The 18,158-nt window shown below is 58.3% G+C and carries 17 protein-coding genes; 5 read left to right on the plus strand and 12 right to left on the minus strand.

The features are described 5' to 3' along the window. The coding region (locus tag FYJ40_RS08585; protein WP_154518652.1) for an IS3 family transposase at positions 1 to 216 on the plus strand (216 nt) is incomplete at its 5' end. 64 nt (positions 217 to 280) lie between these two features. On the opposite strand, the gene FYJ40_RS08590 is transcribed toward FYJ40_RS08585, so the two are convergent. The 10 genes from FYJ40_RS08590 to FYJ40_RS08635 all read right to left on the minus strand — a co-directional run bounded on the left by FYJ40_RS08590 (position 281) and on the right by FYJ40_RS08635 (position 11,866). Continuing rightward, positions 281 to 748 (minus strand): YfcE family phosphodiesterase, encoded by a 468-nt coding sequence (locus FYJ40_RS08590; protein WP_154518649.1) that lies wholly within the window; start codon positions 746 to 748, stop codon positions 281 to 283. A 94-nt stretch (positions 749 to 842) separates the two neighbouring features. Then, a complete protein-coding gene (locus tag FYJ40_RS08595; RefSeq protein ID WP_154518646.1) occupies positions 843 to 1,559 on the minus strand; it encodes a LytTR family DNA-binding domain-containing protein in 717 nt (238 codons plus the stop codon). Between the two features lie 72 nt (positions 1,560 to 1,631). Further along, on the minus strand, positions 1,632 to 2,975 hold the full coding sequence (locus FYJ40_RS08600; protein ID WP_154518643.1) for a histidine kinase: 1,344 nt from the start codon (positions 2,973 to 2,975) through the stop codon (positions 1,632 to 1,634). Further along, positions 2,972 to 4,159 (minus strand): glycosyltransferase, encoded by a 1,188-nt coding sequence (locus FYJ40_RS08605; RefSeq protein WP_154518640.1) that lies wholly within the window; start codon positions 4,157 to 4,159, stop codon positions 2,972 to 2,974. The genes FYJ40_RS08600 and FYJ40_RS08605 overlap by 4 nt, the downstream gene beginning before the upstream one ends. Positions 4,160 to 4,329: 170 nt before the next feature. Then, a complete protein-coding gene (locus FYJ40_RS08610; protein ID WP_154518637.1) occupies positions 4,330 to 5,589 on the minus strand; it encodes an MFS transporter in 1,260 nt (419 codons plus the stop codon). Between the two features lie 101 nt (positions 5,590 to 5,690). After that, positions 5,691 to 6,635: a zinc dependent phospholipase C family protein gene (locus FYJ40_RS08615; protein ID WP_154518634.1), complete on the minus strand. Its 945-nt coding sequence runs from the start codon at positions 6,633 to 6,635 to the stop codon at positions 5,691 to 5,693. 92 nt (positions 6,636 to 6,727) lie between these two features. Beyond that, positions 6,728 to 7,462 (minus strand): LytTR family DNA-binding domain-containing protein, encoded by a 735-nt coding sequence (locus FYJ40_RS08620; protein WP_154518631.1) that lies wholly within the window; start codon positions 7,460 to 7,462, stop codon positions 6,728 to 6,730. Between the two features lie 40 nt (positions 7,463 to 7,502). Then, positions 7,503 to 8,888, minus strand: coding sequence for a sensor histidine kinase (locus FYJ40_RS08625; RefSeq protein WP_370450680.1), 1,386 nt, complete (start codon positions 8,886 to 8,888; stop codon positions 7,503 to 7,505). 117 nt (positions 8,889 to 9,005) lie between these two features. Further along, the gene (locus FYJ40_RS08630) at positions 9,006 to 10,283 is read right to left on the minus strand and encodes an amidohydrolase family protein (RefSeq protein WP_154518625.1); all 1,278 of its coding nucleotides are present in this window, start codon (positions 10,281 to 10,283) and stop codon (positions 9,006 to 9,008) included. Positions 10,284 to 10,414: 131 nt separating this feature from the next. Then, complete coding sequence (locus FYJ40_RS08635; RefSeq protein WP_154518622.1) at positions 10,415 to 11,866, minus strand: APC family permease; 1,452 nt, start codon at positions 11,864 to 11,866, stop codon at positions 10,415 to 10,417. 564 nt (positions 11,867 to 12,430) lie between these two features. Here FYJ40_RS08635 and FYJ40_RS09085 point away from each other — a divergent pair. Beyond that, entirely contained in the window at positions 12,431 to 13,261 is an 831-nt protein-coding gene (locus FYJ40_RS09085) for a C39 family peptidase (RefSeq protein WP_229770743.1), read from the plus strand. Between the two features lie 426 nt (positions 13,262 to 13,687). Here the strand turns inward: FYJ40_RS09085 and arcC are convergent, their stop codons facing one another. Further along, positions 13,688 to 14,650 carry a carbamate kinase gene (gene arcC / locus FYJ40_RS08645; RefSeq protein ID WP_006235166.1) on the minus strand — a complete coding sequence of 321 codons (963 nt, stop codon included), beginning with the start codon at positions 14,648 to 14,650 and terminating at the stop codon, positions 13,688 to 13,690. A 602-nt stretch (positions 14,651 to 15,252) separates the two neighbouring features. On the opposite strand from arcC, the gene FYJ40_RS08650 reads away from it, so the two are divergent. The 3 genes from FYJ40_RS08650 to FYJ40_RS08660 all read left to right on the plus strand — a co-directional run bounded on the left by FYJ40_RS08650 (position 15,253) and on the right by FYJ40_RS08660 (position 17,799). Next, positions 15,253 to 15,669 carry a DUF3830 family protein gene (locus FYJ40_RS08650; protein ID WP_154518619.1) on the plus strand — a complete coding sequence of 139 codons (417 nt, stop codon included), beginning with the start codon at positions 15,253 to 15,255 and terminating at the stop codon, positions 15,667 to 15,669. Between the two features lie 2 nt (positions 15,670 to 15,671). After that, the gene (locus FYJ40_RS08655) at positions 15,672 to 16,196 is read left to right on the plus strand and encodes a hypothetical protein (protein WP_055310074.1); all 525 of its coding nucleotides are present in this window, start codon (positions 15,672 to 15,674) and stop codon (positions 16,194 to 16,196) included. Between the two features lie 241 nt (positions 16,197 to 16,437). Continuing rightward, positions 16,438 to 17,799 (plus strand): ATP-binding protein, encoded by a 1,362-nt coding sequence (locus FYJ40_RS08660; protein WP_195838632.1) that lies wholly within the window; start codon positions 16,438 to 16,440, stop codon positions 17,797 to 17,799. Between the two features lie 251 nt (positions 17,800 to 18,050). Here FYJ40_RS08660 and FYJ40_RS09180 read toward each other — a convergent pair. Next, a partial coding sequence (locus FYJ40_RS09180; protein ID WP_154518613.1) for an IS3 family transposase occupies positions 18,051 to 18,158 on the minus strand: 108 nt, incomplete at its 5' end.

The following is an 18,158-nucleotide window of genomic DNA, read 5'->3' on the forward strand; positions in this document are numbered from 1 at the left end:
ATGTCCAGAAAGGGCAACTGCATCGACAACGGCGCCACCGAGCAGGTCTTCGGCCACATGAAGGACGAGTTCTTCCGGGGAAGGACATGGCCCGACTTCGAGTCCTTCAAGGCGGACCTGGACGCGTACGTCGCCCATTGGAACACGAGGCGAAGGCAGGTTAAACTGAAGGGGCTGACCCCGGAGGAGTTCCGGAACCAGCCCCTTGCGGCGTAGTTCTTATTTAAGCCGTCCAAGTTTTGGGGTGCAGTTCATTGTGCATCCCCCGTTTTTGTTGCGGTTAGTCTAAGTCAATAAACTTGACGCTTAAGACCTTGCCGTCCTTGACGAGCATTCTGGCCATGGTGGGGCCCCGGGTGCCCCTGGGGTAGCTGGCGCTGCCTGGGTTGAGGACCAAGCAGCGGCCCACCTGGGCCTCTTTGGTTACGTGAGTGTGACCGTTGATGGCTACGTCCACGGATCCCACCGGGAGGTCTTCGCGGTAGTGGGCTACGGCAAACTTAAGGCCCTCGTAGCTAAAGAGCGCCAGACGGTCCACTTCGGGCCCGTAATCACGGTAGTAGTCGTTATTGCCCAGAACCGCTCGCACGGGGGCGATGGTTCGCAGATGTTCGTAGTCCATCTCCGACGTAAGATCGCCGGCATGGATAATCAGGTCCGCGCCGCTCAACTCATCTAAAAGCGCGGGCGACAGATAACCGTGGGTGTCCGAGATGATGTCGATACGCTTGGCGCTTGCACTGTTCATGGGATCCCTTTCGCAAAACGATTTGGTGCGTTCATACAAAAAGCCCCGCGGCTCCGCAGACGATTTTGGTCTACAGGGCTGCGGGGCCGGTGTGCTAGAGGCTCAGGGCCTTCTTGAGCGGTACGACGCGACGGCGCGAAACCGGTACGCGTTCGTCGACGCCCGTAATGCCCAGCTGGATAGCGCCCGAGGGAACCGTCTCGACGTCGGTAACACACGCCAGGTTAACGATATAGCGGCGGTGAACGCGGAAGAAGCCAAAATCACAGAGCTTGGCCTCGAACTGTGCCAGCGAGGTCGTCGACAAAAAACGGTCGTCGACGGTATAGATACAGGAGTAATCGTCCTTGGCCATAATGAAGCGAATGTCGTCCACGGGGATGAGCACCTTGCGGCCGCCCTTCTCCACCGGGATGCGCTCGATGGTCACCTTGCTGTCCGCAACGGGCTTCGTGCGCTGCATGACCTTCTCGATTGCACGATCCAGGCGGGCTTCCTCTACCGGCTTCATCAGATAGTCGACGGCATCCACATCAAACGCCTCAACCGCATGATCGCTGTACGCGGTCACAAACACGATCGCCGGCGGATTCTTAAGCTTATGCAGCGCCTCGGCAAGTTGCAGACCCGAAGCGCCAGGCATCGAAATATCGAGGAACACGACATCAACGCGACTCTCCATAAGCATCTCGATGGCGGAGCGAACGCTCGACGCTTCTGTGATCGTGCCGATCTTGCCCGTCTGCTCGAGCAAGAAGCGAAGTTCCGAACGGGCCGGTGCCTCATCATCCACAATCATCGCACGCAGCATGGGGATAAAACCTTTCGTCAACAAACTACATCGGGCATACGCCAACCGGCGTTAAGCCCGTGACCAATTATTCTACTCTTGAATGTCGAAGATGCTCTCCGACAAATCGAGATGTAGGAGCACTTTAGCGCCCTTACCCGGCGCCGATTCGACGCGCGTATAGGAGTGCGGCCCATAAAAGCGATGAATGCGCTCCGAAATATTGTGCATGGCAACGCCGGCGCCGCCACCCTGCGGGGAGCTGGCGTCGGGACGGGCAGAGCGCTCGTCAAACAGTCTGGCAGCGATGCCCTCGTCCATGCCCACACCGTCATCGGCCACCGAAATCAAAATCGCATCGTCACCATCCCTGCGCACCGTCACGTCAATCTTCAGCGCACTGGCATCACCCATGCCGTGACGCACGGCGTTCTCGACAATCGGTTGGATCACAAATGCCGGAACCAGCGTGTCCTCGACGTCCTCGGACACGTCAAAGGTCGCCAGCACGCGATCCTCGCCAAAGCGCGCCTTCTCAAACGTCAGGTAGCGCTTGGTCTGTGCGACCTCGCGCGACACGGGAATGAGCGAGCCCGAATTGTCGAGCGTTGCGCGATAGAACGAGGAGAACTCGCGCAGCAGCTCGCGGGCGCGCAGCGGGTCGGTACGCGTAAACGATGCGATGGTGTTGAGCGTGTTGAACAGGAAGTGCGGGTTAATCTGCGCCTGCAGGGCACGCACCTCGGCACGGGCCGTGAGCTCCTTTTGCACCTCGAGCTCGTGAATGGCGAGCTGCGTGGACAGGATTTCGGCAAAACCCGAGGCGAGCGCATACTGGGTACGGTCGACGGCACGCGGGGTCTTGTAATAGAACTTGAGCGTGCCGACGGTGCGGTCGCCCACCTTGATGGGTGCGATGATGCCAGCGGGGACCTGGTTGTGTGAGCCATCCGAACCCACCACGTCCACCACACGGTTGAACGACTGGACGATACCGTGTTCGATGACGTAGCGCGTGGCGAGCGTATGAATGGGAGAATTGGGCAGCAGCTTTTCCTCAAACTCGCCCGCGCAGGCCAGTACGTTGCTCTCGTCGGTAACGGCAACTGTCATGGCGCGTGTCTCGGGCAAAATGCGCTGGCACACCAGACGTGCTGACTCCTGCGTCAGACCGCCTTTAATGTCCTCGAGCATGGCCGAGGCCACCGAGAGCGTCTCCTCGGTGTACTGCGAGCGAACCGAATCGGGATTGAGCGTCAAAAAGAAAAAGATACACAGGAAGATGCATAGCAGCGTACAGGCGACCACGGTCGCGATTGGATCGATTCCAGTCGCCAGGGCAAAAACAAAGTACACCAGCACACAAATGGCGCAGGATACGGCAATGATGCGAAAGATTGACATTGAACTATCGCGCTGGGCGCGGCGGTCGATCATTCAGTCCCCTCCAGGATGCTGGTCAGCTGGGCGTCACGCCAGAGCCCATCCATAATCTTGGGCCAGAAGCTCTGGAAACGCAGGTAGCTTGCGGCGTTTTGGCGTGCGTAGGTCCTGGCCTCGTCAATACCGTGGCGCCAAATGCGTAGGTATCCCTCGTGCTCGCGGGTAAACATGCTGCGGACCATGGCAGTCTTACGCACGCGATCGTCAAGCTCGCGCGAAATCCACGGGCCCGGATAGGGCATGAGAGACGCGGCTGTAACGGGAATGAGCTCTTTCTGATGCGCGGCAAACGTTAGCTTGGCACGTTCGTAGTACCAACGGTACACGTCCTGCATAAAGCGCGGCGAGCGTTTCTCGGACTCGGGCGGCAGATGGCGCACGGTCCACTCGTTATCAAACCATACGTCGTAGCCAAATATGCGCATATTAAAGAGGTAGTCCAGGTCCTCGCCACGAGTGATAAACGGGTCAAATGCCACGCGGGTAAAGGCGCGGGCATGGAGGGCCATAAGGCCGCCGCACACATAGTTTGAACGCGAAATACGGGTACCCGAGAGCGCCTTTTTCATCCAGCGATTGAACTCGATACGCTTGGTCCACCAACGGTGGCAGATGCCCACCTTGTCCGTGGGGGCCAGCGGCGATCCGTCTCGATCGTAAAAGTAGCCGCTCTTAACCAAGATCGGCAGGCCCTGACGCGTCTGCTGCCCCAACGCGTAAGTCGCGCGTTTCATAAAGTCGGCATCGATGACAGTCTCGTCGTCATCCAAAAAGATGACGGCATCGTGACCCAGCACGGCGGCACAGGCAAGTCCCATATTGCGGATGGCGCCATAGCCGCGCAGGCTCACGCATTCTCCCGAACCCTTGGGCGCAATCTGCGCTACGCGGTCGGCGATACGCGATGCCTGGGTATTGGTGACTACGGTAACTTTGAGCGTAGGGTGCGCGTCGACGATTTCGCGTACGCGCTTCGACACATCCGCCGTGGCCGAGATGGGACAGACCACCAAAAGGATGATTCGCGGAATATCGCGTACCTGCTCGAGCGAAGCAAGACAGCGATCGAGCTCGGGATTGGTGGCGTTGAGCTTCGTCGAGTGGTCATAGACACCGGGAGCGTTTGCATGGGCATCATCGCCCGCCCAATATGTTGGAATCACAACCGTGGCGTTCATGCCTTCCCTCCCTGCAACACAAAAACGAGGCGCCGCCAAACACAGGCGACGCCCCGCGACCTAGCTGATTCCATCATACCCACTTGGGCAAATCATTGCTCGCAAGTCGCAATGTTTATTGCGGATAACCCCAAAAGAGTACCGCGGACAGGCACAATAGCCGCCCGCTCCTATGCGGCATTCTCTGCCGCTCGAGTCATGCGAGACAGGCGGGCCAGCAGCATAAAGCCAACGACCAGCAGCACAGCAATAGAAAGAACGCCCAGCGACGGGTTGCCGGTCAGCGAGGTGACGACCGACACCAGAAAGGTGCCCATAACGCTTGCATAGCGCCCAAAGATGTCAAAGAAGCCGTAGTACTCGTTGGACTTTTCCTTGGGGATGATGCGGCCAAAGTAGCTACGGCTGAGTGCCTGCACGCCACCCTGGAACAGGCCGACCATAATGGCAAGCACCCAGAATTCAAAGGCGGTCTTGAGGAAAAACGCGGCGAACAGCACAATGCCCATGTAGGCGGCGACCGCCACCAGGATCATGTTGAGCGTGCCCACGCGTCCGGCGAGCTTGCCGTAGATGATGGCGGACGGAAAGGCCACGAACTGCGTAACGAGCAGGGCCAGTACCAGCTGGGTCGAGTCGATACCCAGAGCCGAACCGTAGCTGGTTGCCATGGAAATGACCGTGTGCACACCGTCGATGTAGAAGAAGAACGCGATCATGTAGACCAGCACGGTCTTGTTGTTGGCGATCTCGCGCATGGTGTGTACGACCTCGGAGAACACGCCGCCCACGATGTGGCCGATGGTGTCCTCGGGACCGCGCTCGCGACCGTACTTTTGCTTATAGGTGCGAATGAGCGGCAGGGTAAAGATGAGCCACCAGGCACCAGTGATGACAAACGACAGACGCGTTGCCAGCATGGTGGGGACGCCAAGAGCGGGACCACCCATGATAAGCGCCAGGCAGATGATAAACGGCACGGTGGAACCGATGTAGCCCCAGGCATAGCCCGAGCTGGACACGGCGTCCATGCGCTCGTCGGTGGTAATGTCGGGCAGCATGGCGTCATAGAACGTCATAGAAGAGTTAAGGCCGATGGTGCACAGCACGTACACGGCCAAAAATGCCATAGCGGACATTGGGATAGCCTGCGCCAGGCAAAGCACCAAGCCCGTGAGGAAGAAGCCCAAGAAAAACTTGATCTTGTTGCCGGCGTAATCGGCAAGCGCGCCCAGAATGGGCATGAGCATGGCAATGACCAGCGAGGCGATCGTCTGCGCGCTACCCCAAGCGACCACCAGGTCGGCCGAGGAAGCACCGGTATTGATGGCGTTAAAGTAGATGGGCACCACCGAAGTGTTGAGCAACACGAGGGCCGAATTGCCCACATCGTACATAACCCAGTTACGCTCGAGCTTGGTGTATTTCATGGACAGGGACCCTTCGTATTCGCCCGATATGCAGTCAGTTCATCGTACCCCAATTGCACAGAGGCACCGGTAAGGATTCGGCAAAGGGACACGCACGAACCCTACTCCTCGCGGTCGAACTCTTCGTCAGCGCCGAGTACGCGACCGCTGTAATTGACGTGGTTGGTCACGGCCTCCATATCGCCGGTCTCGATAAAGCGGGTGACCGTGCACTCGTAATCGACCAGAGCGCGGTCAAAGACCTCGGGGAAGCTCTCGTTCGAGACCTCATCGGTAAAGGGATTCTTCCACGTCAGATGGCCCAGATTGCCGGTGCGCTCGGGCGGCTCGGTCGTCACGCGGTGAGCAAGGCCATCGAGCAGGGAGTAGTCGTGTACTAGGCCCTCGACCAGGGCAATTGCACGCGTCTTGGCCGAGCCCGCCGGTTCAATGGCGCGATAGAGCAGCTGCATGTCGGCAACGGCGGCACCGTACTCCCCCGCTGGGATATCGATACCGTACACACGCCCGGCAACATAGCTCATCAGCACGCCGGCCACGCGATTGATGCGGTCGGTGGTGACGATCTCGCCCGCCGGCGGATAGTCCTCGACCGTGGCCCCGTCGCGCTTGAGCTGCAGCATCAACACGTCCAGGTCACTTTCGAGCACCGCATGGACCTGGCTGCCCGAATCCCCCAGCTCGGGATCGGACTCGACAATGCCAAACTGCTGCTCGTAGACAAAGGGGTGGGCATTACGGTCGAGCACGTAGTGCGACAGCAGGCCCAGCGCAAAGGCGCGGCCCAAGTTGGCATCGCGCGGGAGCAGATGGGACACGCCGTCGCGCAGGCACGAGAACTGGCGCGACATGCGCGAGCGATGCATGGCCTGCGCCAGCAGCGTGCAGTCGGAAACGCGCGGCGTCAGGATGTGGAAGAAAAACGGGTCGGGACCCTGGTTGCCCAGGATAAAGGCAATGCGTTCCTCGTCGGACGTAATGACGCCCTGCGGCAGACGATCGATGCTTTCCTCGCCAAACAGATGATGCGTAATAAGCGCAGGCATAATGATCCTTTCGATTTCATTCGATGTCACCCATTATGCCCACCGCGCGCCCATGCCAAACCTGCGTCGGCAAACGATGGCATGCGGACCGTCTACACAAGCCCCAGGCGCGCCTTAACCTCGGCAGCGCGACGACGGGACACGGGCACCGTCGAGGTTACGCGATCGAGCCTGAGTTCCATAAGACCCGTAGAACCGATCTCGACATTGTGCACGTCTTCCAAATTGACCAGATAGCTGCGGTGGACACGGATAAAGCCCTCGGAGGCCAGGCGCCGCTCGAGCGATGAAATCGACTCATTGATCAGATATGTTCCCTCGGCGCAGACGGCGTTGCAAAAATCGGCGCGCGCCTCAAAGTAGCAGACATCCGCCACGGGAATGAACACCTTTTTACCCCCACGATCCACCGTCAGGCGCAAAGGCTGGCGCGGAGCATGGACGACACGGCGAGCGCCCAGGGCGGTCTCGATCTTATCGAGCGCCTTTGACAGGCGAGCATCCTCGACCGGCTTTACGATGTAATCGACGGCATCGAGGTTATAGGCATCGGCCGCATACTCGGCAAATGCCGTCACAAACACCACGACCGGCGGTGTCTTTAGGTTCTGAAGCGTCTCGGCAAGCTCAATTCCCGAGCGACCGGGCATAGTAATGTCTAAAAACAGCACGTCAGGCTTGTTCGACAGAATCGATTCCACGGCTTCGGTGACATTGCCCGCCTCGGCAATCTGGCCCACACGCGCATCCTTTTCCAACAGATAACGTAGCTCAGCCCTAATTGGAGGCTCGTCATCAACCACCAAGATGTTCCAGCCTTCGGACATATGCGCTTCCCCTCTTTTTTTCTCTCAATCCAACCGCGTGCTACACCGTTAGCGGCGCCGGCTCATGCGGCTCGCCGTTCAACTCAACGATGACCTGCGTTCCCACGCCCTCCTGGGACTTCACACGCATGCCAGAATCTTCTCCGTAAAAGAAATGGATGCGCTGAAGCACGTTGAAGAGCGCCAGGCCGCAGCCTCGCTTGACGGAGCCGTCGGCGGTAATGCTTTCGGGCTCCTCTCGGCGATGCTGCTCAAACAGATGCGCGCAGACTTCTTCGCTCATACCGATGCCGTCATCTTCGACGATGATCTCCAAGCCGTCATCGGTCTCAAAAGCCCTAACACGAATGGAAAGCGGCTCGGTCTCGCGCTGCGCATGCTTGATACAGTTTTCGAGCAGCGGCTGCAAGATAAACGGCGGCACCAGGCTGTCGCGCACCTCAAAGTCGATGTCGACCGAAACGCGCAGACGGCCGTCGCCATACCGGGCCTGCATAAGATTGATATAACGGGTGCCCTGTTCCACCTCGTGCTCGAGCGTGGTGAGCGTATCGGAGTCAGAAAGCGTCTGACGATAGTAGTTGGAAAAGTCGATCAGCAGCGATCGCGCCTTGTCGGGCTCGGTTCGAACGAGCGAAACGATCGTGCTAATGGTATTGAATAGAAAATGCGGATCGACCTGCGACTGCAGAGCGCGGAGCTCAACGCGGGCCGTGAGCTCATCCTGGCGCTCGAGCTCAAAGCTGGCGAGCTGCGTGGAAATGAGATCGGCAAAACCCGAGGCAAGCGCCGTCTGGCGCATATCGATGCTGCTCAGGCGGGGGTAATACAGCTCGAGTGTGCCCACGCAATGACCACGCACGCTAAGCGGCGCGACAATACCGGCACGCAGATGGGGAAAATAGCCACCCATCTCATTGGAGGCATCACGCGAAAACACGCTCTGCTCGCCCGTCTCAATCACGTTGAGCGTGGTCTTGAGCACTACCGGGGTTCCGGCAGGGCACTTTGCCGAGTCCTCGCCCCAGCTTGCCAGCACCTGCCTGCCGTCAGTAAAGCAGATGGCAGAAGCGATGGTCTCGGACAGGATGATTTTAGAGGCACCCAGGGCCGCTTCGGGCGTAAGGCCGCGCGACGTGTAGGCAAATATTTTTGATGCGATGGCGAGCGTGCGGTCGGTTGCGCTCGATGTGAGGTCATCGGGGACCACAAAGACATACGAGAAGAAAAAGCACAGCATGACCAGGCCGGCAATAACGACAACGCCTGGAACGGGATTGGGATTATCGGTTAAATCCCAGATAAGCAGCAAGATAAGCGCCGGAACGACAACACCGAGTAGGATGGCCTGAACCACATGCTGGGCCGTACGAAAGACCTTGGTAGAGTTGTAACTCTTGCCCAGAATCAGCCTGTTTAAATCCACCGTCATCCCCTCTTGTCCGTAGTACCGATAGCAATAAAGAGGGCCGCAAGCGACCCTCTCCATTGCATTATGTAATCAAAAACTGTGTTTTACATCCAGCCATCGACAAACGGTAGCTTAGGCGCTGTACTTGTTTGGCTCGCCGAAGGTGCCGGCCTCGACAATCCAGCCGTCCTTCATGATGACGTCCATGTTGTCGGTGTTGAGCACGTGGATGTCGGCGGCGACGTCACCGTTGACGACCAGCAGGTCGGCGCACTTGCCGGCCTCGATGGAACCGGTCTCGTCCTCGATGTGGCACATCTTGGCACCGTTGAGGGTGGCGCAGGTGATGGTCTCGACCGGGGTGAAGCCGATCTTGTCGACGAACTCGTACATCTCCTCGATGGAGCAGGTGCCGTACGGGGTGACGAAGGAGAAGGAGTCAGAGCCGATCGTCATGACGACGCCGCGCTTCTTGGCCTCGCGCAGGCAGTCGTAGTTGCGCTGCAGCTCCTTCTCGACCAGGGTACCCTCGTACTTGTCGTGCAGCTCGGGGACGTAGACGGGAGGATAGGTGGCGTACCAGGTGGGCAGGAAGGCGATCGTCGGGGTGAAGAAGGTTCCCTGCTCGGCCATGAGATCCATGGTGCGCTCATCGATATCGAAGCCGTGAATCAGCTGCTCGCAGCCAAAGCGAACGGAATCGTAGGCGGCGGCGTGGTTGTTGTAGCAGTGGCTCCACACGGGGATACCGACCATCTTGGCCTCTTCGACCACGGCCTGGATCTCCTCGGAGCAATAGTGCTGGTCGCGACCGGAGTCCCAGCGCCAGATGCCGCCACCGGTAGCCCAGATCTTGATGGCATCGGGGTTCTCGCGCAGGCGACGACGGACGGCCTTGCGCAGATCCCAAGGACCGTCGACCTGGTCGCCCCAGGGATGGGATTCCTTGTTGAGCTCCTGGGTGCAGTGGTGGGAGTCACCGTGACCGGCAACACGGCAGAAGCCGAGGCCGGTGGCCAGAACGCGCGGACCCTTAAAGACGCCCTTGTCGATGCAGTCGCGAATCTGGATACCAAAGCGGCCGATCTCGCAGACGGTGGTGAGGCCGTGGGTGAGGCAGTCGTAGGCCTGCTTGACGGCGACGGCCTGCTTCTCGAGGAGCGGCTGCATGACCCAATCGGTGTCATCGTCGGTCAGGTTGCCCGAGAAGTGCAGGTGGGTGTCGATCAGGCCGGGAAGGACAGTCTTGCCGGCGGCGTCGATAACCTCAACGCCCTCGGGAAGGTCCTGCATAACACCGGCGTACTCGATCTTGCCGTTATCGTCGACGAGAACGAGGGAGTTCTCGACCGGCTCGGCACCGGTACCGTCGATGAGCTTGCCGCCAACGATTGCATACTTAGTGGACATGGTTCCTCCTTATGGATCCATATAGTGGGTGAGGCCGTGTTGGGTTAAGGCCTCACAAAGCTACCCAAGTGATGCCGGGTTCGGTACGCGGGAGAGAGGGCACCGCGCACCCAATCCGCCCCGGTTAGGCGTTACTTTTTACGGGAATTGGTGAAAGCCATGAGAGCCAGGCCAATAGCCAACCAGCCGATCACGATGCTCCACTCCACCATGTTGAGGGAGGCGGGAGAGAACGGAATCACGAGCAGGCCGATGATGATGGCGCAGGCAGCGACGGCGAGGCAGATGCCAAACTTGCCGCCGGGCACCTCGTAGGGACGAGGTAGGTCGGGCTCGGTGAAGCGCATGCGCAGGCAGGCAAGAGCGACCATGCCGCAAGAGAAGATGAAGGCGAGAGCCGACACATTGGTCAGAGGGATGAGCATGTTCTTGCCCAGGAACGGACCGACGACGGTGATGATGGCCAGAACGACGCAGGCGAGCTTGGGAGCGCCGGAATTGGGATCGACCTCGGCAAACTTCTCGGGCAGCTGGCCCTTGCGGCCCATGGCGAGCATAATGCGGCTCGTGGCGCCGTAGAAGGAGTTCATCGGGCCCATGGGTCCAAGCGTGGCGATGACGAGCATGGCCAGGTACAGGAGCATGTTGATGCCCTTAAGACAGGCAAGCGCGGGAACGGGGCTCTTAACAAACTCATGCCAGTCAAGGATAGTGCCGAACGAGTAAATGCAGACCATGTAGAAGCCGCCGGCGGCCAGCAGGGCCAGGGAGATGATCTTGCCGAACTTGTTCCAGTTAAGGCCCTCGGCTGCTTCCTCAGCCTGCTGAGGAATGGTGTCGAAACCGGCGTAGAAGAACGGGGTAAGAACCAGGACCGACACGATACCGGCGAACAGGCTGGTGCCCTCGGTGGCGGCCTTACCGCCGCCAGCACCGGCGACCTGGGAGAACACAGGCATGGCGTTGTTCGGCGAGCCGGTGAACAGCGAGACGCCCATGGCGAGTAGCATGCCGCAGAGCAGGGCCTTGGTCAGGAAGGCTTGGAGCTTGGCGGCCGAGCTGGCACCGCGGAAATTGAGGAAGATGACGTAGACTGCAAAGCCGAGCGCGATCAGCGTCGGGAACAGGTAAACGTCGGCGCCCAGGATGGTGTAGAGCTTGATGGCGCGCAGCCACTCAAGACCGGGCAGGCTACCGAACATCTCGGACACGAGAGTCGAAATGGCAATGGCCTCCCACGGGCACAGGATGCCGTTGCCCAGGGCCAGGAGCCAACCGGTGATGTAGCTCAGTGTACGGCCAAAGCTACGATCGACATACTCGACGATGCCGCCCGAGATGGGGATAGCAGCCGTAAGCTCACCGAAAACAGCTCCGACGGGCACGAGGAAGATTGCACCCAAGAGGAATGCGATCATAGCGGGAACGGGACCGCCGCCCACGACCATCCAGTCGCCGACCTGCAGAACCCAACCGGTACCGATGATGGCACCGAAACCGATGGTGAAGAAGTTCCAGAGCGAAAGCGTTTTCTTCATGCCGCCGGTATCCTCGACTGCAACTTCTGCGTTCTTGTCCGCCATTGTTCCCCTCCTTTCCTTTCTGACGCCCCTTGGCGTCACCCCTTGCACGGTCTGTTTTGCCGCGCACTTTTATTTCATGGCTTTAAGATACGGCCTTGGCACAGCAACGCCACTCGTAGCTCGACCGAAGGCAGAACTGCAAAACGAGCGGCGCCGTTTTTGGGACGAACGGCACGGTTTGCCGCTCATTGTTGCCGCCCGACCGACGGGCGCACGCTCATCGAACGCATAGAGAGATATTTTTGAGGCCGTGTGTTTTGCGCCTTTCATACCGTTTACCGAGCTTTTGACGCGCAGACTCATTTGTTGCACATCTTTTTTGTAGGATGGACAGGTTATACATGAGGCAAGGCGGTACGAATGGCCTACGGATACAACGACGGTGATCAACGGCGACAAAGCGTTCGCCTTGCTGGCCGTACCACGCCGACGCCCAGAAGTGCCACGAGCGGCAATCCGCAACGTCCTCAAGAGCAACCCAGGCCTTCGTCTCGGCAGCAGACAAGCAGAACGCGGCAGAGTGGCCGTCCGAGCATAGGCACAAGCGCGCAGCAAGATAGCCGCTTGGGCGCGCGCACTCGACAGCGTCAGGCCGAGGTTCCGCAGCTGCGCCGCAACGGCGTACGTCAGCCCGGCATCCATATCAACCGCTTCTTTTCGCATCCCCAAGGCGGACGCAACGGCAGGCCTTACCGCTCGACATCGCACGTGAATGCCCCCGCCCTGCCGGCTCGTCGAGTTCGCCTCGCACTGTGCTCTATCCTCACCTGTCTGGTCTTTGTGTTTATGAGCTCCTGTATGTCCCACGGCTTGGCCGGTCTCGAGCCCACCGCCGAGGACAAGCTGCTCAAGGCCCCCGTCGCGCCCGGTTATTCTTTCGCCTTTTCGACCCCGCGCTCGCAATGGCAAGCCGGCACGATGCCCCATATCTATCAGATCGACCCTGCGTGGTCGGAGCTGCCTTACGCCGGCGGCACCATCCGCCAAAATGCCTGCGGGCCTACGTGCCTCACCATGGTCTACATCTTTAAGACGGGACGCACCGATATGACCCCCGTCGATATGTGCGCGCTTTCCGAGGCGGGCAATTACGCCCCCACCGGTGCAACGGAATGGTCGTTTATGACGCGCGGCGCGTGGCAGTTGGGACTTAACGGAACGGAGCTCCATAACGATCGCGACTCTATGACTCAGGCGCTACGTTCGGGAGCGCCCGTCATCGCCGCCGTTCGGCCGGGCACCTTTACCAACGTGGGCCACTACATTGTGCTTTACGGTATTGACGACGCCGACCAGATTGGCGTCTACGACCCCAACTCGGCCAGCCGCAGCGCCCGCCGCTGGGGCATCGTAGAAGTCCTTAACGAAGTCGAAGCCATGTGGGCCTACTACTAGTCATTGGGGACAGACTTAAATGAGTGGTCGTTGGGGACGGCCCTTGCGGATGCCGCTCGTGGGCGGCCATGCCGGCTGCCGCACACCGCCAGAAACTGCCAGCACGGAAAACGTCTCCCACTTTGGAGCTCGATTACGAGATGCACTTTCCGCGCACGGCCTGTTTGGGAAACTGGGGGCCACTTTTCGATCAAATTCCGGGATGTATTTTCCGGTTGAGGGCCATAGGGAAACTGCATCCCATTTCGAACGCCGATTCTGGGATACAGTTTCCCGCTGCTGATCGATGCGACCTTTAGAGAACGTCCCCAATGACTAGGTGAATAGCAAAAGCCCCGCAGTCGGAGCGGACTGCGGGGCTCATGAAGAGAGGCTAGTTTGTGGGCGCTTTGCCTGGCGCCCACGAGAGAGGCAACAGAGTAGAGACTACTCGTGGATGCGGGTACCGGAGAGGCCGGCCATGGTCTCGGCGGCCTTGTCCAGAGCGCCGATGATGCAGGTGCGGCCCTTGCGGGAGCGGGCGAACTTGATGGCAGCGCGGACCTTGGGCTCCATGGAACCCTTGCCGAACTGGCCCTCGTCGGCCAGGCGCTCGGCCTCGTCGGCGGTGAGGTCCTCGAGCTCCTCCTGGTTGGGCTTGCCGAAGTTGATGGCGACATGCTCGACGGCGGTCAGCAGGAACAGGACGTCAGCGTCGCAGTCCTCGGCCAGCAGCTCGCCGCCCAGGTCCTTGTCGATGACGGCGGGAACGCCCTTGTAGCAGCCCTTGTTCTCGTAGTCGCGGACGACGGGGATGCCGCCGCCACCGCAGGCGATGACGATGAACTCGTTGTCGAGCAGGTTGAGGATGGAGTCGGCCTCGACGATCTTCTTGGGATCGGGGGAGGCGACGACGCGGCGCCAGCCGCGGCCGGAATCCTCGACGAAGACCTTGGAGGGATCCTCGGCCATGAACTCCTTGGCCTGCTCCTCGGTGTAGAAGGGGCCGATCGGCTTGGTCGGGTTCTTGAACGCGGGATCGTCGGGATCGCACTCGATCTGGGTGACGACGGTGGCGGCGTGCCAACGCTTATAGCGCTTGTGCATCTCGCGGCCGATGCCCTGCTGCAGGTGATAACCAATGTAGCCCTGGGACATGGCGCCGCACTCGGGCAGCGGCATCTCGGGGGTGCCGATGGCGTCGTGGGCAGCGGCGAAGGCATTCTGGATCATGCCGACCTGCGGGCCGTTGCCGTGGGTGATGATGATCTCGTTACCCTGCTCGATGAGACCAAGGAGTGCGTGGGCGGTGTTGCTCACGGCCTCGATCTGCTCGACGGGGTTGTTGCCGAGGGCGTTGCCGCCAAGGGCGACGACAATACGATCGGGCTTGCCAAGAGGCTTAGACATTGCTGGAATCCTTTCTGTAAAAGGCCTACATCCCATTAATAACCCACGTCCGTGCAATACGCGAGTTTATTAAGGTTTATATTCTCTTTATCGCTCATTTTATTCATTTTTAAAACAGTTGAACGGTGAACGGTCGTTTTTACCCGTTCAGCGTAAAGATGCCCAGCTCAAGCATATCTAAGCTATTTACGTGCGACTTTATTTTGATATAGCAGGGATTAGACCAGATTATGCAAACTATATCTTTGCTAAACACAAAACAGACAGCGCAATATCTTACTCGCACTATACGAGATTCTATACATTTATAAGACGAGTATGCACCCCAACAAAAACATGGGGCTTTTCATCCAACTTAAGGAATAGACAAGTGTTCATACCGCGCGTCGGCCGGTAGCCGGCGAGCCGTCTCGTCGATTGCCGCTTCCAGAAATTCAAAAACTGATATTGCGCGCGTAATTGCGGCATGGTACTTTAGCGAGGAACAGCACGGGCTGGGGCGACAGAGATCTGTCGTGAAGTTTGGGTTCGGCGACCCCGCTGCTGTCTTCTCCTTATCCGCCAGCGAACCCCTTGAGCGACGGATTGAGGAGGTCCTTACTATGACAAAAATGCTCAAGATCACGCTAAATGGCGAGACGTTTCTCGCCGACATGCTCTGGGACAAGGCTCCCGAGGCATGCAAGCTGTTCGAATCGTCCTGTCCGGTCGAGTCACGTATCTTTTCGGCCAAGATCTGCGATGCCGAGGTAACCTATCCCGTATCGGGCCCCATCGCCAATTACGAGCACATCGAGAACCCCGTCTTTCATGAGCCGGCGGGCGCCGTGAGCTGGTATGGCGGCTGGTCGTCAATTTGCATCTTCTTTGACGTGTGCGAGCCCTTTGGCACCTGCAACATGTTCGCCCGCATCTGCGAAGCCGACCGCGAGCGTTTTGCCGCCGCCTGCCGCAATGTCTGGGACAACCAGGGCATGTACATTAAAAACGAAATCGTCGAGATCGAAACGGAGGCCTAAAGATGATGGATATCAACACCCTGCTCACACTCGACCTTGCCGAGTACACCACTGCACTTGAGGCCCTCGCCGACCAAATGATGCTCGAGGAACCGCGCGATATCGACTACATGCGCCGCCGCAAGCTCGACACAGGCCGCGAATTCGCCGTCTGGAACTTCACCGTCGGCTACTGTATGAACGCCGCCGACGCCCTCTCCCTCTTGCGTGCCCAGGCCAACGAAAACGCCAACGACGGCACCGCCGACCTCGCAACAATCAACAATAGTGCCGCGCGCCTGTGCGACTGGTTCTCGGGCGCCTTCGACGTCACCGGCAAAATGGACGACACGACGGCAATCCTCGCCCACAGCCGCGACCTCTACGCCCAGGTAGAGACTCACGAACAGTTCGCGGCCCTCACACGCGCCACCGAGCGCTATCTGGTCCAGCTCCAATTTTGGGTCGACCGCCAGATTCCCTGGCCGGCTATTAGCGACCTCGTCCACGGCTACCGCCTACGCACAGAGAGCGGCGAGACAAGGTAAACCGACCAGGAAGGCCAACAAAGTCCCATCGCGGAACCAAAAGTAAGAATCAGAGGGCTGGAGACGCACACAGCAGCGTCTCCAGCCCCTTCGCAAAGTAGAGCGCTGTTTCAGTGGCTTTGAGACCTTATCGGACCTTTGCTATCTTCCAATTTTTGTATATTTACGCACGCTATTATCCGCAAATTTTTGTATGATTTTAGGCAATTGTATCTGCCAATTTTTGTCATTTGGGGGTTTTATGCTACGCCGTAAGGTCACTGATAAGCTTTTGAGCTGGAAGAATACCTCCAATAAGGCATTACTTGTTACTGGTGCGCGTCAGATCGGCAAGAGCTATGCGATTCGCGCGTTCGGAAAAAGCAACTACGCTTCGTATTTTGAGGTCAATTTACTACTCAATGTCGAGGCAAAGAATGTGCTTATTGGCGCAAAGAACTCCGTTGACTTTATCAACCGCGTAGCCCTTCTTGCGAATGCGCCGCTTGTTGAGGGGGACACGCTTGTCTTTGTCGATGAGATTCAGGAGTATCCGCAGATCGTTACACTCATGAAGGCGTTGGTCGAGGATGGGCGCTTTAGCTATGTCTTCTCGGGGTCTATGCTTGGGACTGAGTTTAAGGGAATCTCTTCTTTTCCGGTGGGGTATGTCGAGCACATTGTTATGCGCCCAATGGATTTTGAAGAGTTTTGTTGGGCAAACGGCGTCAGCGAGAATGTGCTTGCCGGTATTCGCAGCTGCCTTGTCGAGAAGCATCCTGTCGAAAACTATATTCATGAGGCGATGCTCAAAAACTATAGAGCATATATCATTTGCGGCGGCATGCCGGAGGTCGTTCAGAACTATATTGATTCGGGTTATTCGCTCGTGAGCACACGTGAGCTTCAAACTCAGCTGGTCGATCAGTACAAAAGCGATATCTCAAAATATGCATCGACTCGAGCGTTTAACGTTCGGTCGATTTTTGAGCAAATTCCCGTTCAGCTTGAGGCGGAGTCCCATCGCTTTGTTGTTTCGTCTCTGGGTGAGGGAGCTCGCCTTAAAAAATATGAACAGGATTTCCTGTGGCTTGTTAACGCAGGTGTTGGATTGATGGTCGCCAGGGTGACGGAGCCACGGAGTCCTCTCAAGAGGACGGAGAAAACGACAGCCTTCAAACTATACGAGTCTGATACAGGCATGCTAGCATCGCGGTACCCCGGCAGCACTGCACGCGCTGTCTATCTTGATATGAAAACTCCCAACCTTGGTGGTCTCTATGAGAACGTGGTCGCGCAGGAACTTGTTGCCCTCGGGGCGGATGCATGGTACTACCAAACGCGTGAGGTCGGTGAAGTTGACTTTGTAATCGAAGGCGCCCACGGGCATGTTGTCCCAATCGAGGTCAAATCGGGTAAGAAGGTTCGAGCGCACGCGGCCCTCGATCGTCTGATGAATGTGGGCGAGTACAAAATTCCCGAGGCCGTTGTACTGAGCCACGAGAACCTCAGCAAAGAGGGCAAGGTTCTGTATGCTCCAATCTACATGACGTTTTGTCTTGATGAGTTTATGGAAAAGGATGACCCCAATAACGATTTCTCGTTCGCACCCATATCTCTCTAGCCATTTGAATCTGCAATCCAGCCACGCCCCCATCCATCCCCAAAGTGGCGCGAGCTTTCGCGGCAAAGCCGCGAAACAGCGAAGGGGACAAAAGGCCCCCTCAGCCACGTCCTTCATTCAGCCCCACAATCCGAGGACGCAGTCGTAGCAGGATCTGAGGGCTAACCTTCGCGGACATTCCGCAGGACGAAAGAACCCCCGCCGCACGTAGTGTGAACTGCACCCCAAAACCTGGACGGCTTAAATAAGAACTACGCCGCAAGGGACTGTCTCCGGAACTCCTCCGGGGTCAGTCCCTTCAGTTTAACCTGGCGCCTCCTCGTGTTCCAATGGACCACGAAGTCGTCGAGGTCCGCCTT

Source organism: Collinsella sp. WCA1-178-WT-3 (M1), assembly GCF_009696325.1.
Taxonomy (GTDB): Bacteria; Actinomycetota; Coriobacteriia; order Coriobacteriales; family Coriobacteriaceae; genus Collinsella.